The sequence below is a fragment of the Novosphingobium sp. BL-S-21 genome, from assembly GCF_055521655.1.
In genome coordinates, this window is record NZ_CM145495.1 from 340,829 (window position 1) to 360,502 (window position 19,674).

General features: G+C 68.6%; 15 protein-coding genes. 6 read left to right on the forward strand and 9 right to left on the reverse strand.

The features are described 5' to 3' along the window. The first annotated feature begins 20 nt into the window (after positions 1 to 20). From ACZ1J6_RS01355 to ACZ1J6_RS01365, 3 genes are all read left to right on the forward strand, one after another. Positions 21 to 2,465, forward strand: coding sequence for a glucose/quinate/shikimate family membrane-bound PQQ-dependent dehydrogenase (locus ACZ1J6_RS01355; RefSeq protein ID WP_134095970.1), 2,445 nt, complete (start codon positions 21 to 23; stop codon positions 2,463 to 2,465). Positions 2,466 to 2,552: 87 nt separating this feature from the next. Next, complete coding sequence (locus tag ACZ1J6_RS01360; protein ID WP_243841239.1) at positions 2,553 to 3,926, forward strand: carbohydrate porin; 1,374 nt, start codon at positions 2,553 to 2,555, stop codon at positions 3,924 to 3,926. A 173-nt stretch (positions 3,927 to 4,099) separates the two neighbouring features. Continuing rightward, on the forward strand, positions 4,100 to 5,233 hold the full coding sequence (locus ACZ1J6_RS01365) for a BON domain-containing protein (RefSeq protein ID WP_134095971.1): 1,134 nt from the start codon (positions 4,100 to 4,102) through the stop codon (positions 5,231 to 5,233). Positions 5,234 to 5,331: 98 nt separating this feature from the next. On the opposite strand, the gene ACZ1J6_RS01370 is transcribed toward ACZ1J6_RS01365, so the two are convergent. From ACZ1J6_RS01370 to ACZ1J6_RS01385, 4 genes are all read right to left on the reverse strand, one after another. Then, the gene (locus ACZ1J6_RS01370) at positions 5,332 to 6,312 is read right to left on the reverse strand and encodes a magnesium and cobalt transport protein CorA (RefSeq protein ID WP_132268825.1); all 981 of its coding nucleotides are present in this window, start codon (positions 6,310 to 6,312) and stop codon (positions 5,332 to 5,334) included. 156 nt (positions 6,313 to 6,468) lie between these two features. Beyond that, positions 6,469 to 9,084 (reverse strand): bifunctional lysylphosphatidylglycerol flippase/synthetase MprF, encoded by a 2,616-nt coding sequence (mprF, locus tag ACZ1J6_RS01375; protein WP_243841240.1) that lies wholly within the window; start codon positions 9,082 to 9,084, stop codon positions 6,469 to 6,471. After that, on the reverse strand, positions 9,066 to 9,542 hold the full coding sequence (locus tag ACZ1J6_RS01380; RefSeq protein WP_132268824.1) for a DUF2147 domain-containing protein: 477 nt from the start codon (positions 9,540 to 9,542) through the stop codon (positions 9,066 to 9,068). The genes mprF and ACZ1J6_RS01380 overlap by 19 nt, the downstream gene beginning before the upstream one ends. Then, the gene (locus ACZ1J6_RS01385) at positions 9,539 to 10,336 is read right to left on the reverse strand and encodes an AcvB/VirJ family lysyl-phosphatidylglycerol hydrolase (RefSeq protein WP_134095972.1); all 798 of its coding nucleotides are present in this window, start codon (positions 10,334 to 10,336) and stop codon (positions 9,539 to 9,541) included. The genes ACZ1J6_RS01380 and ACZ1J6_RS01385 overlap by 4 nt, the downstream gene beginning before the upstream one ends. A gap of 275 nt (positions 10,337 to 10,611) precedes the next feature. Here ACZ1J6_RS01385 and ACZ1J6_RS01390 point away from each other — a divergent pair, with 275 nt between their 5' ends. From ACZ1J6_RS01390 to ACZ1J6_RS01400, 3 genes are read left to right on the forward strand one after another with little or no spacing between them, the layout of a single operon-like run. Then, entirely contained in the window at positions 10,612 to 11,070 is a 459-nt protein-coding gene (locus tag ACZ1J6_RS01390) for a PDZ domain-containing protein (RefSeq protein ID WP_134095973.1), read from the forward strand. A gap of 29 nt (positions 11,071 to 11,099) precedes the next feature. Beyond that, positions 11,100 to 11,786 carry a winged helix-turn-helix domain-containing protein gene (locus tag ACZ1J6_RS01395; protein ID WP_132268819.1) on the forward strand — a complete coding sequence of 229 codons (687 nt, stop codon included), beginning with the start codon at positions 11,100 to 11,102 and terminating at the stop codon, positions 11,784 to 11,786. Further along, positions 11,783 to 13,171, forward strand: coding sequence for a sensor histidine kinase (locus ACZ1J6_RS01400; RefSeq protein WP_243841241.1), 1,389 nt, complete (start codon positions 11,783 to 11,785; stop codon positions 13,169 to 13,171). The genes ACZ1J6_RS01395 and ACZ1J6_RS01400 overlap by 4 nt, the downstream gene beginning before the upstream one ends. Positions 13,172 to 13,201: 30 nt before the next feature. Here ACZ1J6_RS01400 and ACZ1J6_RS01405 read toward each other — a convergent pair whose 3' ends face one another. From ACZ1J6_RS01405 to cysT, 5 genes are all read right to left on the reverse strand, one after another. Next, positions 13,202 to 16,582 carry a glycosyltransferase gene (locus ACZ1J6_RS01405; RefSeq protein ID WP_134095974.1) on the reverse strand — a complete coding sequence of 1,127 codons (3,381 nt, stop codon included), beginning with the start codon at positions 16,580 to 16,582 and terminating at the stop codon, positions 13,202 to 13,204. Between the two features lie 247 nt (positions 16,583 to 16,829). Then, the gene (locus ACZ1J6_RS01410; RefSeq protein ID WP_132268813.1) at positions 16,830 to 16,982 is read right to left on the reverse strand and encodes a YezD family protein; all 153 of its coding nucleotides are present in this window, start codon (positions 16,980 to 16,982) and stop codon (positions 16,830 to 16,832) included. After that, positions 16,982 to 17,959, reverse strand: a complete 978-nt coding sequence (locus ACZ1J6_RS01415; RefSeq protein WP_243654394.1) for a sulfate/molybdate ABC transporter ATP-binding protein — start codon at positions 17,957 to 17,959, stop codon at positions 16,982 to 16,984. The genes ACZ1J6_RS01410 and ACZ1J6_RS01415 overlap by 1 nt, the downstream gene beginning before the upstream one ends. Next, entirely contained in the window at positions 17,956 to 18,795 is an 840-nt protein-coding gene (gene cysW, locus ACZ1J6_RS01420; protein ID WP_132268810.1) for a sulfate ABC transporter permease subunit CysW, read from the reverse strand. Before cysW ends, ACZ1J6_RS01415 begins: the two co-directional genes overlap by 4 nt. Next, entirely contained in the window at positions 18,792 to 19,634 is an 843-nt protein-coding gene (gene cysT / locus ACZ1J6_RS01425; protein WP_243654393.1) for a sulfate ABC transporter permease subunit CysT, read from the reverse strand. The genes cysW and cysT overlap by 4 nt, the downstream gene beginning before the upstream one ends. Positions 19,635 to 19,674: the final 40 nt, after the last annotated feature.

Genomic DNA, 19,674 nt, shown 5'->3' on the forward strand with positions numbered 1-19,674 from the left:
TCAAAGCAAGGAGGTGCCGAATGCGGGGCACGAAGTACGACGCCAGGAAGCACGACGCCAATATGCCGACAAGGGCATGGCTCTTCCTGCTGGGGGTGGTGGTCGTGGCCGCCGGGCTCTTCTTCACGATCGGCGGCGCGAAGCTCGTCAGTCTGGGGGGCAGCCTCTACTTCGTACTGGCCGGCCTCGCGCTGATGGTCTCGGGCGTGCTGATCGCGCGCCGCCGGCCGATCGGTGCACTGCTGTTCGGCGCAGTCTTCCTGCTGACGGTTCCCTGGGCGCTCTGGGAAGTAGGCTTCTCGTTCTGGCCGCTGATCTCGCGCCTTCTGGCCATGGGCGTCGGCGCGACGGTGGTTGCGGTCTCCTATCCGCTGCTGCGCCGCGCTGCCGGCCTGGCTCCGGCGTGGAAACCCGCGCTGGGCGTGGCGGCGGTCGTCGGGCTTGGCTCGGCCGCGGGTTTTGCGGGCATGTTCGTGCCCCATGCGACCGTTGCCTTCTCGGGTCCGGAAGGCGCTCTGGTCCCGGTCGATCCCGCGCATGAGCAGAAGAACTGGGAAGCCTATGGCAACACCAGCGGTGGCAGCCGCTTCGCCGCGCTGGACCAGATCACCCGCGACAACGTGAAAAACCTCAAGGTCGCCTGGACCTACCGCACCGGCGATGTGGCCGTGAGCGACGGCAATGGCGCCGAGGACCAGGATACCCCGCTCCAGGTGGGCGATACCGTCTATATCTGCACGCCGCACAACAACGTCATTGCGCTCGATGCCGATACCGGGCGCGAGAAGTGGAAGGCGCGGATCGATGCGCGCGCTTCCGTCTGGAACCGCTGCCGCGGCCTGGCCTATTTCGATGCCAGGGCACCCCTTCAGCAGCCGGCGATGCCCGGATCGAGCCCGGTGACCGCCGTTACCGTGCCTGAGGGCGCGCCGTGCCACCGCCGCATCCTGATGAACACCATCAATGCCGAACTGATCGCGCTCGATGCCGAGACCGGCAAGTTCTGCCCGGACTTCGGCAACGGCGGCCGCGTCGACCTCAAGGCCGGGCTCGGCAATGCGCCGGACCCGCAATATCAGCTGACCTCGGCGCCGACCCTGGCCGGCACTACCGTGGTCGTCGGCGGCCGCGTGGCGGACAACGTGCAGGTCGACATGCCGGGCGGCGTGATGCGCGGCTTCGACGTGGTCACCGGCCAGCTGCGCTGGGCTTTCGATCCCGGTAACCCGGCGATCACCGGCATGCCCGCGCCGGGCCAGACCTATACCCGCTCCACCCCCAATGTCTGGGCGGCGATGTCCTACGATCCGGCGTCGAACACCGTGTTCATGCCGGTGGGCAGTTCCTCGGTCGATCTCTACGGCGTTCCCCGGAGGTCGCTGGATCACCGCTACGGCGCTTCGATGCTGGCGCTCGATGCCACGACCGGCAAGGAGAAGTGGCACTTCCAGACCGTCCGCAACGACCTCTGGGACTTCGACCTGCCGATGCAGCCCAGCTTCATCGACTTCGCGGCCAAGGACGGGCGGACGGTCCCGGCGCTGGTCTTCGGCACCAAGGCCGGCCAGCTCTACGTGCTCGACCGCGCGACCGGCAAGCCGCTGACCGAAGTGGCCGACGTCGCGGTCAAGGCCGCGGATATCCCCAACGAGCCTTACGCGCTCACCCAGCCGCGTTCGGTGGGCATGCCGCAGATCGGCGTGGGCCCGCTGACCGAGGCGGACATGTGGGGCGCCACGCCTTTCGACCAGCTCCTGTGCCGCATCGCCTTCAAGGGCATGCGTTACGAAGGGCTCTACACCGCGCCGGGCACCGACAAGTCGCTCAGCTTCCCGGGATCGCTGGGCGGAATGAACTGGGGCGGGCTTTCGACCGACCCGACCACGGGCACGATCTTCGCCAACGACATGCGCCTGGGCCTCTGGGTGCGCATGGTCGCCCAGACCAGGGCGCAGGCGGGCAAGGCCGGCGCCGCGGGCGAGGCGATCAACACCGGCATGGGCAGCGTGCCGCTGAAGGGCACGCCCTATTCGGTGGTGAAGGACCGCTTCCTCTCCGCGCTGGGCGTTCCCTGCCAGGCCCCGCCCTTCGGCACGCTGACGGCGATCGACATGAAGACCCGCAAAGTGAAGTGGCAGGTCCCGGTCGGCACCGTGCGCGATACCGGCCCCATGGGCATCAAGATGGGCCTGCCGATCCCGATCGGCCTGCCGACCCTGGGCGGAACGCTGGCCACGCAGGGCGGCCTGGTCTTCATCGCCGGTACCCAGGACTACTACTTGCGCGCCTTCAACGCGGCGAACGGCAAGGAAGTCTGGAAGGCCCGTCTGCCGGTCGGCAGCCAGGGCGGGCCGATGAGCTACAAGTCGCCCCGGACGGGCAAGCAATATGTCGTCATCACTGCAGGCGGTGCGCGTCAGTCGCCCGACCGCGGGGACTACGTGATCGCTTATACGCTCAAGTAGCGGCTGGGGGCGGCGCCGGTCGCCGCCCCTTATTCCTTCAAACGAACGCAAGCCCGCGTCACGCAGGACGGCGGGGAGGAGGGGGCCTTGGCCCGAAGCATCCAGACCTTGATTCGCCGTGCCGCCCGGACCACCGGTTTCGGGCTGCTTCTCGCCGCGCCGCTGGCCGCGCTTCCCGCTCATGCGGATGAACCGGAAGCGCCGCAAACCGCCGGGCCGGTCGAACCCCCGGCCGCCGCCGAAAAGCCGGTCCCGCCGCCCGCCGGGCGCGAGACCCTCACGGGGGACTGGGGCGGCTTGCGCACCCGGCTGAAGCAGTCGGGCGTGACCTTTCGCGGCGACTACGTCTCGGAGACATTCTCGGCCGTGGATGGCGGAGAGCGCCGCGGCACCACGTACGTCCAGCAAGTCCGCATGGGTACGGATCTCGACATGGAGCGCCTGGCCGGCTGGCAGGGCGCCACCGTGCACCTGACCGTGAACGACCGGCGGGGCGTGGGCCTCTCTTCGGACTACGTGGGCAATCGCCTGCCGATCCAGGAGGCGGCCGGCGGCTATTACGCGCGCCTGACAGAGGCCAGCATCGAGCAGAGCCTGATGGGCGGCAAGCTCGACCTGCGGCTCGGCTATTTCGCCATGGGCAACGATCTGGGCGGCATGCCGATCGGCTGCAATTTCGTGAACGCGGCCTTCTGCGCCCATCCGCTGTCGATGTCCGGCGACAGCGGCTGGTACAACTACCCCAATGCCCGCTGGGGCGCGGCCTTGCGCTATCGGTTGCGGCCGGACCTGATCGTGCGCACCGGGCTCTACCAGGTGAACCCGCGCCTCAACGATCAGGACAATGCCTGGAACCCCTTCGCCGGCGGCACCATCGGCGTGCTCCTGCCGCTGGAGTTCGAATACGATCCCGGCGCGGCGAAAGGCAGCCGCGTCCTTCCCGGGCACTACAAGGTGGGCGGCTATTACGATACGTCTCGCGTCACCCGGCAGGGCGGCGGCGGCACCGTGAAAGGGCGCTACGGCTTCTATATCCTGGCGGACCAGATGATCTGGCGCGAGAGTAGGGGGCGGAGCGGCAGCAGCCGCGGCCTCTCGGTCTTCGGGCAGTTCACGGCCAATCCGCAGATCTCGGCGCAGATCACCCGCTGGTACGCGGGCGGCCTGGTCAAGACCGGGACGTTCGCGGGCCGTGATGCCGACACCGTGGGGCTGGGCTTCACCCATGCCGTTGTCGATCCGCGCCTGCGCCGCCTTCATGTCGATACGGCGCCGGTGCCGGGCAGCTATGCCTCGCTGCCGGCAGGGGAAACGGCCATCGAACTGAGCTACGGCTTCCAGGCGAACCGCTGGCTGGTGGTGCGTCCGGACGTGCAGTACATTCTCGACCCGGGCGCGTTCAGCTTCCGCTCCACGGCAGATGCGCTCGCGCTCGGCTGTCAGGTGAGGATGCAGTTCTAGGCTTTCGGGCGGCCGCATTTTCTCCGCGTGCGATGAAATCGATTCCTTGAGCGTTGGGCAGTGGATCGTCTGTCCGTCCCGCCACGTTCCACTATCAGCCGATGCAGAGCGCGCCCCCGCACCCCGGCCGGGGCCGGTCTCGGCATAGCAGAACGACACCAAGGAGAGCATCGATGAATCGGCGTGATTCGAACTTCGGCGGCCAGCAGTCCGGTGGTTACCGCAACGAAGACTCCGACTGGGAAACTCCCCGCCAGGCCAACCAGTGGCAAAGCGAATCCCCTCGCCAGACCGGCGGCTGGGGTAACGACGAAGACCAGCAGACCCGCTATTCCGAAGAGACGCGCCGCCGCCGCGCCACGTCCGCGGAGGACCTGGAAGGCCGCTATCGCAGCGATCCCCGCGACGAGTCCGGCTATCGAGCCGCTGGCCGCGACGGGGCGGGCTATCGAGAGGGCGGACGAGCCGGCGGGCGCTATGGCCGCGAGCGTGGCTACGGCGAACGCGCCTATGGCGACGACTACAGTCGGCGCGGCGGTGACCAGTCCTATCGCTTTTCGGGCGACCGCGGCGCTTATCCCAGCCGCGAATACGATGCCAGCGGCGGCAACGACTTCGCCAGCTTCACCAGCGAGGACTACGGCGGACGGGACTTTTCTGCCCGGCGCGGCGGTGGGGGCGGACTGAGCCCGAGCTTCAGCTACCGCCCGACGTTCGACACGTTCGGCCGCGGATATTTCGGCAGCCGTGGCTATGGCGAACAGGAAAGCGAAAGCCGCAGCCCGCGCGATTACGGCGAGTGGCGCGAATATGGCGAGGAACGCGGCTTCTTCGCGAAGGCCGGTGACGAGATCGCCAGCTGGTTTGGCGACGAAGAGGCCGCCCGCCGCCGCGAGGACGACCATCGCGGTCGCGGTCCTTCGGACTATACCCGATCCGACGAGCGCATCCGCGAGGATGTGAACGACCGCCTGACGCAGGACTGGCGCGTGGATGCCACCAATATCCGCGTCGTCGCCAAGGACGGCGAGATCACGCTGGACGGCACCGTGGGCAGCCGCAACGCCAAGCGCCGTGCGGAAGACCTTGCCGATGACGTCACCGGCGTGAAGCACGTCCAGAACAACTTGCGCGTCACCGGCGGCACGAACTGGACGGACACCGGCCAGGGGGCTTCGGTTCCCGGCTCGGCACGGACAGGTTCCACGGCCACGGGTTCGACTGCCACTGGTTCGACGACGGCCGGTTCGAGCGCGAGCGGGCTGACCCCCACTTCGGGTTCGAGCACCACAGGTAGCTCTTCGTAAGCGATCACGACCGCTTGCGAAGATTGGCCGCGGAGTTCCCCAGGGAATTCCGCGGCCTTTCCTTTGGGCCTGTGGGATGTGCGGCGGGCGTGGGAGGATCAGAGCCAGCGGGTATGGCGGAACCACGCATAGAGCGTGGCGCAGAGCACGGCGATCACGGTCAGCACCCCGAAATAGCCGTAGCGCATGTGCAATTCGGGCATGTTCTCGAAGTTCATGCCGTAGATGCCCGCAATCGCGGTGGGGACAGCCAGGATGGCGGCCCAGGCGGCGAGTTGGCGGGTGATCGTGCCCTGGCGCTGCGATTCCAGCAGGTGGCTTACTTCGAACACTGTCGTCAGCACTTCGCGCAGGCTGGCGACCATGGAATCGACCCGGCGCACATGATCGAAGACGTCCGCGAAGTAGGGCCGCACCGCCGCATCCAGATAGGGCACGTCGAGGTGGACGAGCTTGCTGCTCACTTCCGCCATCGGCCCCAGCACGCGCTGGAACCGGATCAGTTCGCGGCGCAGGCCGAACAGGCGCATCACGTCCTCGCGGTCGAGGAAGGCGTCGAGCGCGCGCTTCTCGATCTCCAGCACGTTTTCCTCGATGGTCTCGACGATGGGCAGGTAGCCATCGACGATGAAGTCGAGAATGGCGTGAAGGACGTAGTCGACGCCATTGGAGAGCAGGGTGGGCGCGGCCTCCAGCTGGGCGCGCAGCTCGGTATGGGCCCGCGCGGAACCGTGGCGGACCGAGATCACATGGTGCTTGCCCACGAACACCGAGGTCTCTCCATAGACGATTTCGTCGCCTTCGAGGTGAGCGGTGCGGGCGATGACGAAGAGCTGGTCGCCATAGATATCGACTTTGGGCAACTGGTGCGCCTTCAGCGCATCCTCGACGGCCAGGGGATGGAGGCCGTAGGTCTTCTGGACCGCGCGCAATTCGGCTTCGGTCGGCTCATGCAGGCCGATCCAGACGAAGTCCTCGCCTTGCCCCTGGGGCCGGTCCTGGATCGGCGGGCAGTTTTCGAGCGAGACCGGCTCGGCGGGGTGGCCCTGGCGATAGAGGCGGGCGGCAATGACGGACATCGGGGCGTTTTTCCGGAATTCTGGTGACTTCGCCGATTACGATAGCGGCGGGGGGAAGGCATGTCCTGCCTTATCGAGTGCCGTCCGCGGCTGCGTCCCGGCGCAGGGAAGCCGTGGGCGGGACGGGCCTGCCCATGTTCGGAACCCGCTTGCGCCTCAACGCATTTCCCGCTGCCGTTCGGTATGCTGGCGCGCGGCGCTGCCCTTGCCGTCGGCGATGAGCGACTGGAGATCCAGCAGCGCGCGGCCGGTGGCCATGCCGCCGTTGCAGGCGATGTAGCGCGGCTCCCAGAGGGGGGAGAACTTCTCCTTGTAGTTCCGCAGGCCTTCGAAGCCATAGAAGGCCTCGCCGTGGCGGAACAGCATCCCGGCGGCCCGTGCCCAGGTCGGCGCGAGGCGGCGGGCCTCGATGCCGGAGAGCGGCGCAAGGCCGAGGTTGAACCAGGCGTAGCCTTCCTGCCGGCCCCAGAGCATGAGACGGGTGAACAGGAAGTCCATGCAGCCATAAGGTACCTCGGCGCGGTGGCGCATGAGGTCGACCGAGAGTTCCTGCCGCCCCGCCGTCTTCCAGAGATTGGCGAAAGCGACGATCCGGCCCGCGCAGCGGACCACGGCCACGTCGCAGCGGGCGATATAGGCCGCATCGAAGCGGCCGACGCTGAAGGCTTTCTCGCGCTGGCCTTTTGCGCGCAGCCACTCGTCCGAAACCGCGCCAAGCTCGGCCATGAGGCCCGGCACGCGGGCGGCGGGGACGATGGCGAATTCGGCGCCCTCGCGCTCGGCGCGGCGCATGGCATGGCGCAGCGGCCGGGCCGCAGGGCCTTCGAGACCGAAGCGGGTGAGCTCCACGCGGGCTTCCTCGCCGTATTTCATCAGCTGCAGGCCCATGTCGATGGCGATGGGCAGGACTTCGGGCGTGACCTGGTAGAGCAGGACGCGGCCCTGGTTGGCGTCCGCCCGCTCGCGCAGGCGCCAGAGCAGTTCGGGCCAGTCCGCGGGATCGCCCACGGGGTCTCCCATGACGATCCAGGAATGGCCCTGGACCTGGTACATCAGCATGCTGCGATTGTCGGGACCGGCCAGGAACAGCTTGTCCCCGGTGAGCGCCAGCATCGATTCCGAGCGGGTGGCATGGCGGAGTGCGGCGTCAACGTCGACCGCGATTTCATCCGGCAGGCGTGCCCGGCGCGAGGGGCGCAGGAAGGCGAGCAGGACCGAGGCGCACATCAGCACCGCGACGGCGAAGCTGGTGCGCAGATAGCGCGAAGCGTCGCCGGACCAGGCGAACTTCCACCAGAGGCTGCCGCGATAGGCGGGGAAAGTCTGGGCGAAGTAACCGATGACGATGGCCAGCGCGATCGTGGCGACCATCGCCAGGATCCAGTTGGCGCTCATCACGTCGGCCGTCAGCGCGGTTCGCCGCCAGAAGCCCTTGCGCGCCAGTTGCAGGATACCGGCCACCGCCAGCAGGGTGAGCGCTTCCTCCCAGTCCAGGCCCTTGATCAGCGAGAAGGCGGCCCCGGCCAGCAGCAGCGCGCGGGTGAGCAGAAAGGCCGCGTCCAGCCGGCGATAGAGCGCGGGGGCCAGCAGCAGCAGCAGCGTGCCCACCAGGCTGGCGGCGATCTGCGAGGCTTCCACGAAAGGCAGCGGCACGATGCCGCGGATGTCGGCCATGCGCTCGGGCAAGGCGGGGGTCGCGCCGGAGAGCAGCAGGATGGCGCCGCCCAGGAACACCAGCAGCGCCAGCGCGCGCGGCGCCAGGCTGACCATCATCGTCTCCCCCGCCTTCAGCGCCAGCACCGCGGGGCGGCGCCAGCGGGCATGTTCGTGGCGGACCAGCAGGACCATCGCGAAGGCCAGCGGCAGGAGATAGTAGACAATGCGGTAGACCAGCAGTGCGGCCACCAGTTCACCCGCCGGGATCTGCGGGCAGAGCGCGACCACCGTGGCTTCGAACACGCCGAGGCCGCCGGGAACGTGGCTCACCAGCGCGATGACGATGGCCAGGACGTAAGCGAGCAGCAGCGGCGGATAGAGCGCGATCGGCGCGTGAGGGAGCAGGACGTAGAGCGTGCCGCAGGCGGCGGCGATTTCCGCCAGGGCCACCAGGGTCATCCGTGCGATCGCTGCCGGGGGCGGCAGGTGCCAGCGCCGGGCCGTCAGCGCGCCGGCCGACAGCAGTACGAGCAGCCCGGCACCCACGCCATGCTGGACGCCCAGCGGAAGGACGTGCTCGGCCACGACCAATGGCCGGCGATGGACCAGCAGGGCCAGCGCGCCGGAGGCCAGCACGCCGGTCCAGAACGTGATCCCGGCAATGGCGGTGACGCGGGCGACTTCGCCGGTGCCCAGGCCTTTGGCGCCGTAGATGCGCAGGCGCGCGGCGGCGCCGGTCAAAAGGCCGAAGCCGAGGTTGTGGCTGAGGGTATAGCTGGTGAACGAAGCCAGCGCGGCCGTGCGATAGGGCAGCGGGCGGCCGATGGTGCGCAGGGCCATGACATCGTAGATGGTGAGCAGCAGGTAGCTCGCCCCGGTCAGCCCCAGTGCGGCGGCGAAGCGCCATGCGGGGATGGCGCGCGCGGTGCGGACCAGCGCGTGCAGGTTCAGCGACATCGCCAGCCGGTGCAGGCAGATCGCCGCCAGCGCCAGCACGAAAGCGGCCACGGCGAGCTGCGCGGGGATCGCCAGGCGGCGGGCCAGCGGCTGGAGGTGGGCGAAGCGGCGTCCGAGCGGCTGCAGGATCCCGGCCGCGCTCATGACCGGCGTGTCCATGTCTGCGACTTGCAGATCAACCCGTGCAGGATGCAGCCGCTGATCTTGAGGTGCGCCGGATCGGGCTGGCGAATGCGGGAGAAGAAGCTCTCGCCCATGTCCGGCACGAAGACCTGCCCCTGCCAGCCGCCGTCTTCCTCGCGGTGGTAGTCGCGCAGGAGCTGGGTGCCGACGAGATGGCCGACGCCGGCATCCGTGGCATCGGCCACCGCCGCGCCGCCGACCCAGGTGACCGTGCCGCACAGCATCGCCCCGCAAGGCGCGACCGAGACTTCCACGTCGCCGCGGGGATTGAGCCAGCGCCCGTAGGGGCTGATGGTATTGACCGGCCGGGCCGGGGCAGTGGCGGCCAGCGCGCCGATCAGCAGCGGCGCGAGCACCGGCAGGAAAGCGCGCAGGCGGGGACGCGGCAGGGTGCGCTGCAGAGCGCTCCGCAAGGCGCGGGTGAACGAAGTCATGAGGCGATCTCCGCGCCGCTCGTGAGGCGCTTGGCGAATATGCGACCGGGGCCGAAATGCGCGGTCAGGGCGCCGCGGATCGCAGCGAACAGGCGGTCGGCATCCTTGTCGAGGTAATGGTCGCCGGGCAGGACGATCTGCGTCAGGCGCGGCAGGTGAAGCAGCGGGCAGAGGCTGTCCGGCTCGTCGCGGCCATGGATACAGACGACGGGAACCCAATCCAGCTTCATGGCGCTGGGCAGGGCAGGCGCGTCGGGCGGCGTGCGATCCAGCCATTCGAGCGGCGAGACGCGCAGGAACACGGTGCGCGTGGGCACGGTGAGCACGACCATCGCGACATGGCGCCGCACGTCAGCGGGAAGATGCTCCAGCCCGACATGAACCATGTCGGAGCCGAACGACTGGCCGAGCACGATCACGCGGTCGGCATGGCCCAGCGCCATGGCGCGGTGGATGGCCTCGGCCAGCATGGCGGAAACCTCGGCGGGCGTGCGGCGGACCTTGAAGTAGGTGAGCGAATTGACCGAGACGGTGGCCAGGCCGTGATCCGCGAGGCGGGTGGCCAGTTGCCCGCCCAGCCCGGCGCGCGGCCCCATGTCGCCTGAGAGCAGGACGGCGGCATAGCGCTCGCCCTTGACCGTGCCGGCGCTTGCTGCCGGCAGGTCCGCGAAAGGGCTGGCGTTCCAGGCGCCGAGCCATCCGAGCCAAATGGCCAGCACGGCCGCGGCGACGATGACCACCGCGGCCAGCCAGGCGGCGCGGCGCCGCGACCGACGGGGTGCTGTTCCTCTCATGCTGCCAGCCTTCTTCATGCTGCAGGTCTGGGCGCGCGGACCTTGCCGCAGCGTGGAGCAAACATGGACTTTCCTTAATGTGACTCCGGCACGCCGTGCTGCGATAGTGCAGGGCAAGGGTGTAGCTTGCGGTCAGTCTCGTACTGGCGCCGAGGATCGTGCCGCTTCATGTTCGTTTCGCCCATCTCCCCTTTCCTTGCCGGCAGGCCCGGCTGCATGTCCTGCTGTGGCCGAGCGGCTTTGGGCCAGCCGGCTTTGGGCCAGGAGGCTTTCGCGTGAGCGAGGCGCAGGACCTGGGCAGTCGCCGCAGGACGCGGATACTCAGCCTGCTGCCGATGCTGGGCGCGCTGCTGGCCGTGACCGGCGCGCTGACCTGGGGCGACATCTGGGCGCAGCGGCACTTCGGCCTGATCGGCCAGACCCTGCCCCATCCCCATGGCACGCTTTCGGCCGAGGGCTGGCGGCAGGCTCTGGACTTCACCGCGGACCCGGTGCCGGGGCCGCAGCCGGGGCTGGTCGTCACCAGCGTGCGATCGCGCGGCTATGCCGAGAAGGCGGGGCTGGCGGTGGGAGACTGGATCGAAAGCGCCGACGGCCACGAACCGCCGAGCCTGCAGGCCCTCGCCGAGGAGTTGTCTGAGCGCGGACAACGGCCTATTCACCTGAAGGTAGTGCACCAGGGCGCGGTCCGCACGATCGATCTTGCCCGGGAGCCGGGGCCGCAAGGGCTCTGAACCGCGATGTGAAGGGGCCGGGCAAAGAAATGGGTCACAAGCTGCTGGTCGTCGAGGACGACGACGCCACGGCGACCTATATCGCCAAGGGCATGGCCGAGGAGGGCTTCGTGGTCGATCGGGCCGCGAACGGGCGCGATGCGCTGTTCCTGGCCAGCGACGGGACTTACGATGCCATCGTGCTGGACCGCATGATCCCGCAGATGGACGGCATGTCGGTACTGGGCGCCCTGCGCGCAGGCGGGATCGAGACGCCGGTGATCGTGCTGTCGGCCCTGGGATCGACCGATGACCGCGTGGCGGGGCTCACCTCCGGCGCGGACGACTATCTCACCAAGCCTTTCGCCTTTGCGGAACTGCTCGCCCGGGTGCGCCTGCTGGTGAAGCGCAGCGGCGGGCAGGCGGCGGTTGAAACCCGGCTGGCCTGCGGCGATCTGGAAATGGACCTGCTGGCCCGCAAGGTGCGGCGCGGCAGCCGCGCCATCGATCTCCAGCCGCGCGAATTCCGCCTGCTCGAATACTTCCTGCGCCATGTCGACGAAGTGGTGACGCGCACCATGCTGCTGGAGGCGGTGTGGGACTATCACTTCGATCCCGGCACCAATGTCATCGACGTGCATGTCAGCCGCTTGCGCCGCAAGCTGGACGAGGACGGCGCGGCGCCGCTGCTGCACACCGTGCGCGGGGCGGGATACCGCCTGGGACTGGCGGCTTGACGGGCGGCGGGGTCGCGCCCGCGCGCCTGCCGCGCTTCCTGCGCTCGACGACGTTCCGCCTTTTCGTTCCGGTCGTGCTGTTCCAGCTCGTCGCCACCGGCGGGGTGCTGACTTTCGTATGGATCGCCGGTCAGCAGAGCGTGCGGGACGAGCAGCGGGCGCTGGTCGAGGAACTGCGCGACGACTTGCTGGACACTTATCAGGACGGCGGATCGGCGGCGCTCCAGGCGAATATCGAGCGGCGGCTGCGCAGCGAGGGCCGCCGTGCGCCGGTCCTGCTCCTGGCCGATCGTGAGGGGCGCAGCCTGGTGGGCAATCTTTCGGCCCTGCCGCCGCCCGATCCCGAGGCGGGCGGCCAGTTCGAGACCGTGCTCTACCGGAGCGACAGCGCCCAGCCGCTGAACATGGCGCTATCCGAGACGCGGCTTGCGGACGGTACGATCCTGCTGGCCGGAATCGAGATCGGGCGCGACCTCAAGCTGCAGCACAGTTTCGAGCAGGCGCTGTTCGCGGCGCTGTTCCTGGCCCTGCCGCTGGCGATGCTGGTGGCGGTCCTGACCTCGCGGCTGGTGGGCCAGCGCGTCCACGACATGGCGCAGACCGCGCACCGGGTGGGCAGCGGCGCTTTCGACGCCCGCGTGACGCTGGACGGTTCGGGCGACGCTTTCGACGAGCTTGCCGGCGAGATCAACGCCATGCTCGCGCGGATCGAGACGCTGGTGGGCGAGCTGCGCGTGGTGGCGGAAGGGTTGGCGCACGACTTGCGCTCGCCCGTCACGCGGCTGCGCGCGGTGCTGGAACAGGCGGCGCTGGAGGCGCGTGATCCGGCTGCCGAGGCTGCCATGCAGCGCGCCCTGACCGAGGCGGATACGCTCACCCGCATTCTCACCACCGCGCTCCAGATCGGCCGTGCGGAAGCCGGTATCGGCCGCGAGCGCTTCGAGCAGACGGAAGCGGGCGATTTCCTCGGCGATCTCGCGGCGCTCTACGAGCCCTATGCCGAGGACGCGGGCTTCGTGCTGCGAGCCGAGGCGCCGGTGGGGCTCACCGTGCTGCTCCACCGCGAATTGATGAGCCAGGCGCTCGGCAACCTGGTCGACAATGCCGTCAAATATGCCGAAGGCGGCAGCACCATCGCGCTTTTTGCCCGGCGGCGCGAGGGACAGGTCGTGCTGGGCGTGCGCGACGATGGGCCCGGGATCCCGGAAGCGCGGCGCGAGGCGGCCTTGCAGCGTTTCGGCAGGCTCGATCCCAGCCGCGCGGTCGCCGGTTCGGGGCTTGGGCTGGCGCTGGTCGAGGCCGTGGCGAAGCTGCATGGCGGGCGCGTCGAACTGGCGGAAACGCCGGGCGGCGGGCTGGAGGTCCGGCTCGGCATTCCGGCCTGACGCCGATCTCCGCGCCGATTTCCGCGCCCTTCAGACCGTTTCCAGTTCGCGCTCCCGTGCCGGCGTTGCCGGGCCGGCGCCCGGCGTCGCGGTGACGCGGCCGGTGCGCTCCAGCTTGCCCCAGCCGATGCCCTTGCCGGCGAAAGCGGCGCTCACCGCGCGGATCACCACGCTATACATGAGCTGGCGGTAGACGAAGCGCTGCGCCAGCAGCAGCAGCGGCCGGAAGCGCTCGCGGCGGGTGTCGAGGCGGTAGGCGATCCAGCCGCAGGCGAGGTCCACCAGGGTGAAGGCCAGCCAGTAGGCGCCCATGCGCAGCACGTCGGTCTGGGTCTGGGCCCAGCCGTGCTGCGAGACGCGCAAGGCGGTGCCGGCGATTGAGATCAGCAGGGCAAGGTCGATGGCGGGCGAGATCACCGCGAAGACGATCTGGAACAGCCAGGCCTGCGGCATGCCGATGAAGGCGAGGCCGGAAGGACGGCCTTTGGCCAGGGTGCCGCGGTGCTTCCAGAGGCACTGGAGCGTTCCGAACGACCAGCGGAAGCGCTGTTTGGACAGCGCGCGGAAGCTCTCCGGCGCTTCGGTCCAGGCCACCGCGTCTTCGTCGTAGGCGATCTTCCAGCCCTTGCGCTGGATGGCGATGGTGAGGTCCTGATCCTCCGCCAAAGTGTCCTCGGGATAGCCGCCGACATCGTCGAGTGCTTCGCGGCGCCAGGCGCCGACCGCGCCGGGCACGACCATGATCGCGTCCAGCCGGGTCAGCGCGCGGCGCTCCAGGTTCTGCGCGGTGACATATTCCACGCCCTGCCAGCGGGTGACGAGATTCACGCGGTTGCCCACTTTGGCATTGCCCGCGACCGCGCCGATGGCGGGATCGGCGAACCAGCGCACCAGGCGCGAGATCGTCTCGCGTTCGAACTGGGTATCGGCATCGAGCGCCACGATCACGCCGCCGCGCGCATCCTTCAGGGCCCGGTTGAGCGCCGCGGCCTTGCCGCCGTTGACCAGGGTGAGCAGTTCGACGCGGGGATTGCTGGCGAAAGCCTCGCGGACGATGGCGCTCGTCCGGTCCTTCGATCCATCGTCGGCGACGATGATCTGGAGCTGGCGATAGTCGCTTTCGAGCACGCGCCGCACCGAGGCCTCGATCACGCGTTCCTCGTTGAAGGCGGGAATGATGACGGTGACGAGCGGATCGCAAGTGTCCTCCGGGGCGGCCATCGGCTGCGGACGGCGCAGCAGGCTTGCCAGCGAGGCGAGGCCGATCGAGCGCAGCACGCCCAGCGAGATCGCGAAGAAGAACGTCCAGTTGAGCGCCACCAGGATCGCCGCCAGCGCGCCGAACAGCGCCACGTCGGCGCGAACGGCGGCCAGGTCCACGCCGTCGACCTTGGGCATCACCGCATCGTGCGAAAGGCCGGCAAGGGTGGAGACGGGCACGAACGTGTAGCCGTCCTGCTTCAGGCGCTCGATGATGACGGGCAGCGCCGCCACGGTCTGCGAACGGTCGCCGCCGCCGTCATGCAGCAGGATCACGTTTTCCGAACGGTCGGGCGAGGCGGATTCCACCTGCGCGATCGTGCTGTCGATCACATGCTGCACGCCGGGGCGCTTCCAGTCGTCCGGATCGACGTGGAGGCCGACCACCGTATAGCCGCGGGCGTGGGCGATGGCCGCCGGCACCAGTTCGTCGGCCGTGGTGGGCTCCGCGTCTCCGAAATAGGGTGCGCGGAACAGGCGCGTGGAGCGGCCGGTGGTGGCCTCTACCAGGCGCTGCGTGGCGTTGAGTTCCAGGCCGATGCCGGTCGCCGCTTCCTCGGCCATGTTCGGGTGCGTGTAGCTGTGGTTGCCGATCTCGTCGCCGTCGTCGGCGATGCGCTTGATGAGGTCGCGGTTGGTCAGCGCGTTTTCGCCCACGACGAAGAACGTGCCGGGGACGTGGTACTGTTCGAGGATCGAGAGGATGCGCGGGGTCCAGGTGGCGTCCGGGCCGTCGTCGAAGGTAAGGGCGACTTTCTTCGGCAGGGCGCCGATCCGGTGGACGACGTAAGGCGTGGGCAGGCGGGTGTAGCTTTCCGCCGAGATCATGCCGGTGGCCGCATCGAAACCGACGGTGCGGCTGCCTTCCTGCGGGGTGGCGGTCACGTCGAGGATCTCGCCCTGGCCTTCCACGTCGACATTGGCGGCCTGGACAAGGCGGGTGAGGTTCGGCCGCGTGCCGGTGCGCCAGGCCTTAACCGTGTTCCAGAAGCCGGGATCTTCGGAGCCGAGGCGCCAGAGCGCGATGTCGCCCACGCCCAGGCGCGAGAGAACCTGCATCTCGTTCCAGGTCGCGGCCGCATCCAGCATCCACACGTCGTGGCGGTGATCCTGGCCGTCCTGCGGATCGTCATAGGAATAGCCGGCATTGCCGCTCATGGCGTCGTACTGCGGCGGCGCGCCGCTGTCGTGCGCGTCGAGCCAGGCCTCCTCCACCGTCATGCTGTCGGCTTTGCCATCGTGCCAGTTGTAGGCGTATTCGCCCAGAGCGACGATCGCCTTGCCGCGCGGCAATCCGGCCAGGGCATGGGCGACCTTCTGCGCGAACCACGGGTTCGAGGCGATCGGGCCGGGTGTGCCGCCCTGCCAGTGCTCGTCATAGGCCATCAGCACCAGCCGGTCGGCGACTTGCCCGAAGGCGCGCATCGACCATTCGGGATTGTCGATCGGCATGGTGACCGAGACGATCCGGTGCTTCGGCGCCAGAACCGCGCGCAGTTCGCTCAGGAAGAGGCGCAAGTTGGGCAGGCTGGCGCTGGGCATGGTTTCGAAATCGACCATGACGCCAGCGGCCGAGGTCCGGTCGAGATAGGCGGCGACTTGCGTTTCCAGGGCGCGGCGGCGGACCGGGCGGGCGAGCAGGGCGGCGGTGGCATCGCCCTGCCAGTCACCGTCGACGGTGTTCTGGAGCACCGGCACCACCAGCGGGCGGTGGAGCGCGGAGGAAAGGATGTGCTTCAGGCGCGCATCGTCGTCGACCTTGAGAGCGCCGGTCGCGTCTACGGAGAGGGTGGCCGGGGCCACCCAGTCCAGCCGATCGATATGGCGTTCCAGCGATGTGGCGCTGTCGTCGCTCCAGGGCGTGTAGAAGCCCACCGTGATCGGCTTTGCACCGGGCGTCGGGGTCTGGACGGCCGCCTTGCCGAACAGGAACTTGCGTGCGCTGCGGGTGAGGTGGCCGATCTGCGCGCGGAACGGCAGGGGGGAGGCATGTTCGTAAGCGATGGGCAGCGGCGGCGGGGCCGGTACGCTGGCCACGGTCGTCGCGAAGACGACGCAGGCGGCGATCGCCAGCAGCAGCGCCAGGAACGACAGGCGGCGGACCCGGACGCGCCGGTTTCCGGTGGGGTCGAAGAAAACAGGTGCTGCCACGGCGTGCCTCACGAAGTTCCGGGCGGCGTGGGGGAACGCCGCCCGGAGGCTCATTGGTCTTCTGGAAGGTGCGGCCCGGGAACCAGAGGCAATGACGAGGGTGCGAATGTCAAATTCGGTTCCCGGACCGCATGGCCGTTCTAACCCCGGCGGCATGGAGCCGGCGTGGAGGCAAGGTTACAAAAGATTCATGTTGCGGCGAGAAGGGGGCCAGCGCTCCCGGACCGCGTCCGGGAGCGCTGGCGGATCAGAAGCGCTTCTTCTCGGTGACGTCGAGCTGGACGACGCGGCCGTCGTGGATGGTCAGGGCGATCTGGCCGTAGCGCAAGTCCTGCAGGGCCTCGCGGACTTTTGCGAGGCTTTCCTCGAGATTGCGCTCGGACTGGCTGTCGCGGGTCATCAGGCTTCCTCCGCCAGTGCAAAGGTCCGGGCCCGGCGTGCGGCGATGGCGACCGTCTGGCCGATCCCGGGCGGCGGCTCATGGGCATCCACGTCGATCTCGACGATCGTCTCGCTACCGTGGAGCCGCCCTTCAACGCGCCAGGCGCCGCCCTTGCGGAACACGTTGTCCACCAGCAGCTGCCCTTCGCCCCGGCCGCTGGCCGCGGTGACGATCTCGATGTCGTGCGGGCGGATGTGGCGGCCGTCGGGCAGGCGGTTGGTCTCGCCCACGAAGTGCGAGACGAAAGCGGTGGCGGGCTCCATGTAGACTTGCTCGGGCGTGCCGATCTGGTCGATCCGGCCGTGATCCATCACCACCACGCGGTCGGCGAGTTCGAGCGCTTCTTCCTGGTCGTGCGTGACGAAGATCGAGGTGAGCCCCATCTGCTTGTGCAAGTCGCGCAGCCAGCGGCGAAGGTCCTTGCGGACTTTGGCATCGAGTGCGCCGAACGGCTCATCCAGGAGCAGCAGGCTCGGTTCGATGGCCAGCGCGCGAGCGAGCGCCACGCGCTGGCGCTGGCCGCCGGAAAGCTGGCCGGGATAACGGTCGCCCAGCCCTTCCAGCTGGACCACGCGCAGCAGTTCCTGCGCGCGTTCCTTGATCTCCGCCTTGGCCGGGCGCAGCCGGGCCTTGCGCACGCTGAGGCCGAAGGCGATGTTGTCGGCCACGGTCATGTGGCGGAACAGCGCATATTGCTGGAACACGAAGCCGACATTGCGCTTGCCCACGGGAATGTCGGAAACGTCCTGCCCGTCGAAGTAGACGTGGCCCTCGTCCTGGAACTCCAGGCCGGCGATGATGCGCAGCAGGGTCGTCTTGCCGGAGCCGGAGGGGCCAAGCAGGGCGATGAACTCGCCCGGCTGGATCTCCAGGTCGATGCCGTGAAGCGCCGGGTAGTTGCCGAAACGCTTGGTGATGTTCTGGACGCGGATCAATGGCTTGCTCCCGAGTGAAGGTCGAAGCGCCATTCGAGCACGCTCTTGAGGACGAGCGTGACGAGGGCGAGGGCGGCCAGCAGCGAGGCGACCGCGAAGGCTCCGACGAAATCGTATTCGTTGTAGAGGATCTCGACATGCAGCGGCATGGTGTTGGTCTCGCCGCGAATATGGCCGGAGACGACCGAGACCGCGCCGAACTCGCCCATGGCGCGGGCATTGCAGAGCAGCACGCCGTAGAGCAGGCCCCAGCGGATGTTCGGCAGGGTCACATGCCAGAAGGTCTGCCAGCCGTTGGCGCCCAGCGAGAGCGCGGCTTCCTCGTCGTCCTTGCCCTGCTCCATCATCAGCGGGATCAACTCGCGCGCGACGAAGGGGAAGGTGATGAACACGGTGGCGAGGATGATGCCGGGTACGGCGAAGATGATCTTGACGCCGTGCGCTGACAGCCATGGCCCCAGCAGGCCTTGCGCCCCGAACAGCAGCACGAAGATCAGGCCCGAGACCACCGGGGAGACCGAGAAGGGCAGGTCGATCAGCGTCAGCAGCAGGTTCTTGCCGGGGAAGCTGAACTTGGTGATCGCCCAGCTGGCGGCAAGGCCGAAGACCATGTTGAGCGGCACGCTGATCGCCGCGATGATGAGCGTCAGCCGGATCGCCGAGAAGGCGTCGGGGTTGGTCACCGCGTCCAGGAAGGGACGGATGCCCTGCTTCAGCGCTTCGCTGAACACCGCGACCAGCGGCAGCATCAGGAAGAAGGCCAGGAAAGTGAGGGCAAGGCCGATCAGCAGGACCTGTGCGGTCCGGCTCTCGGTGCCGGGAGCGTGCCGCCTCATGCGCCGAGCCTCCTGCGACGGATCGACTGGAGCGCGTTGAGCGTGAAGAGCACCGCGAAGGACACCAGCATCATGACCATGGCGATGGCCGTGGCGCCGTCGTAATTATACTGTTCGAGCTGGGTGACGATCAGCAGCGGGGCGATCTCCGTGCGGCCGGGCATGTTGCCCGAGATGAAGATCACCGAGCCATATTCGCCCACGCCGCGCGCGAAGGCCAGCGCGAAGCCGGTGAAGAGCGCGGGCAGGATCGCCGGGAAGATCACGCGGGCGAAGGTCTGCGCCCGGTTCGCGCCCAGGGTCGCGGCGGCTTCCTCCACGTCCTTGCCCAGGTCGGCCAGCACCGGCTCCACCGAGCGGACCACGAAGGGCAGGCCGATGAAGATCAGCGCCACGGTGATGCCGATCGGCGTGAAGGCCACCTTGATGCCCAGCGGATCGAGGTACTGGCCGACCCAGCCGCTGGGCGCGTAAAGCGCGGTCAGGGCAATGCCGGCAACGGCGGTGGGCAGCGCGAAGGGCAGGTCCACCAGCGCGCTCACCACCCGCTTGCCGGGAAATTCATAGCGCACCAGCACCCAGGCCACGAGCAGGCCGAAGACGGCGTTGACGAAGGCCGCGGCGATGGCGGTGCCGAAGCTCAGGCGATAGGCGGTGAGGGCGCGGGAGGAAAAGCCCACGTCCACGAAAGCGTGCCAGCCCATGCCGGCGGACTTCAGGAACAGCGTGGAAAGCGGGATCAGCACGATCAGGGAAAGCCAGGCCAGGCTGAACCCGAAGGTCAGCCCGAAGCCGGGCAACACGGAGGGCGCACGCCAGCTGGCCTTGCGCGTCGTCATGGATGGCATCTGCAGTGGCCTGCTCGATTTCTGGCGCGAA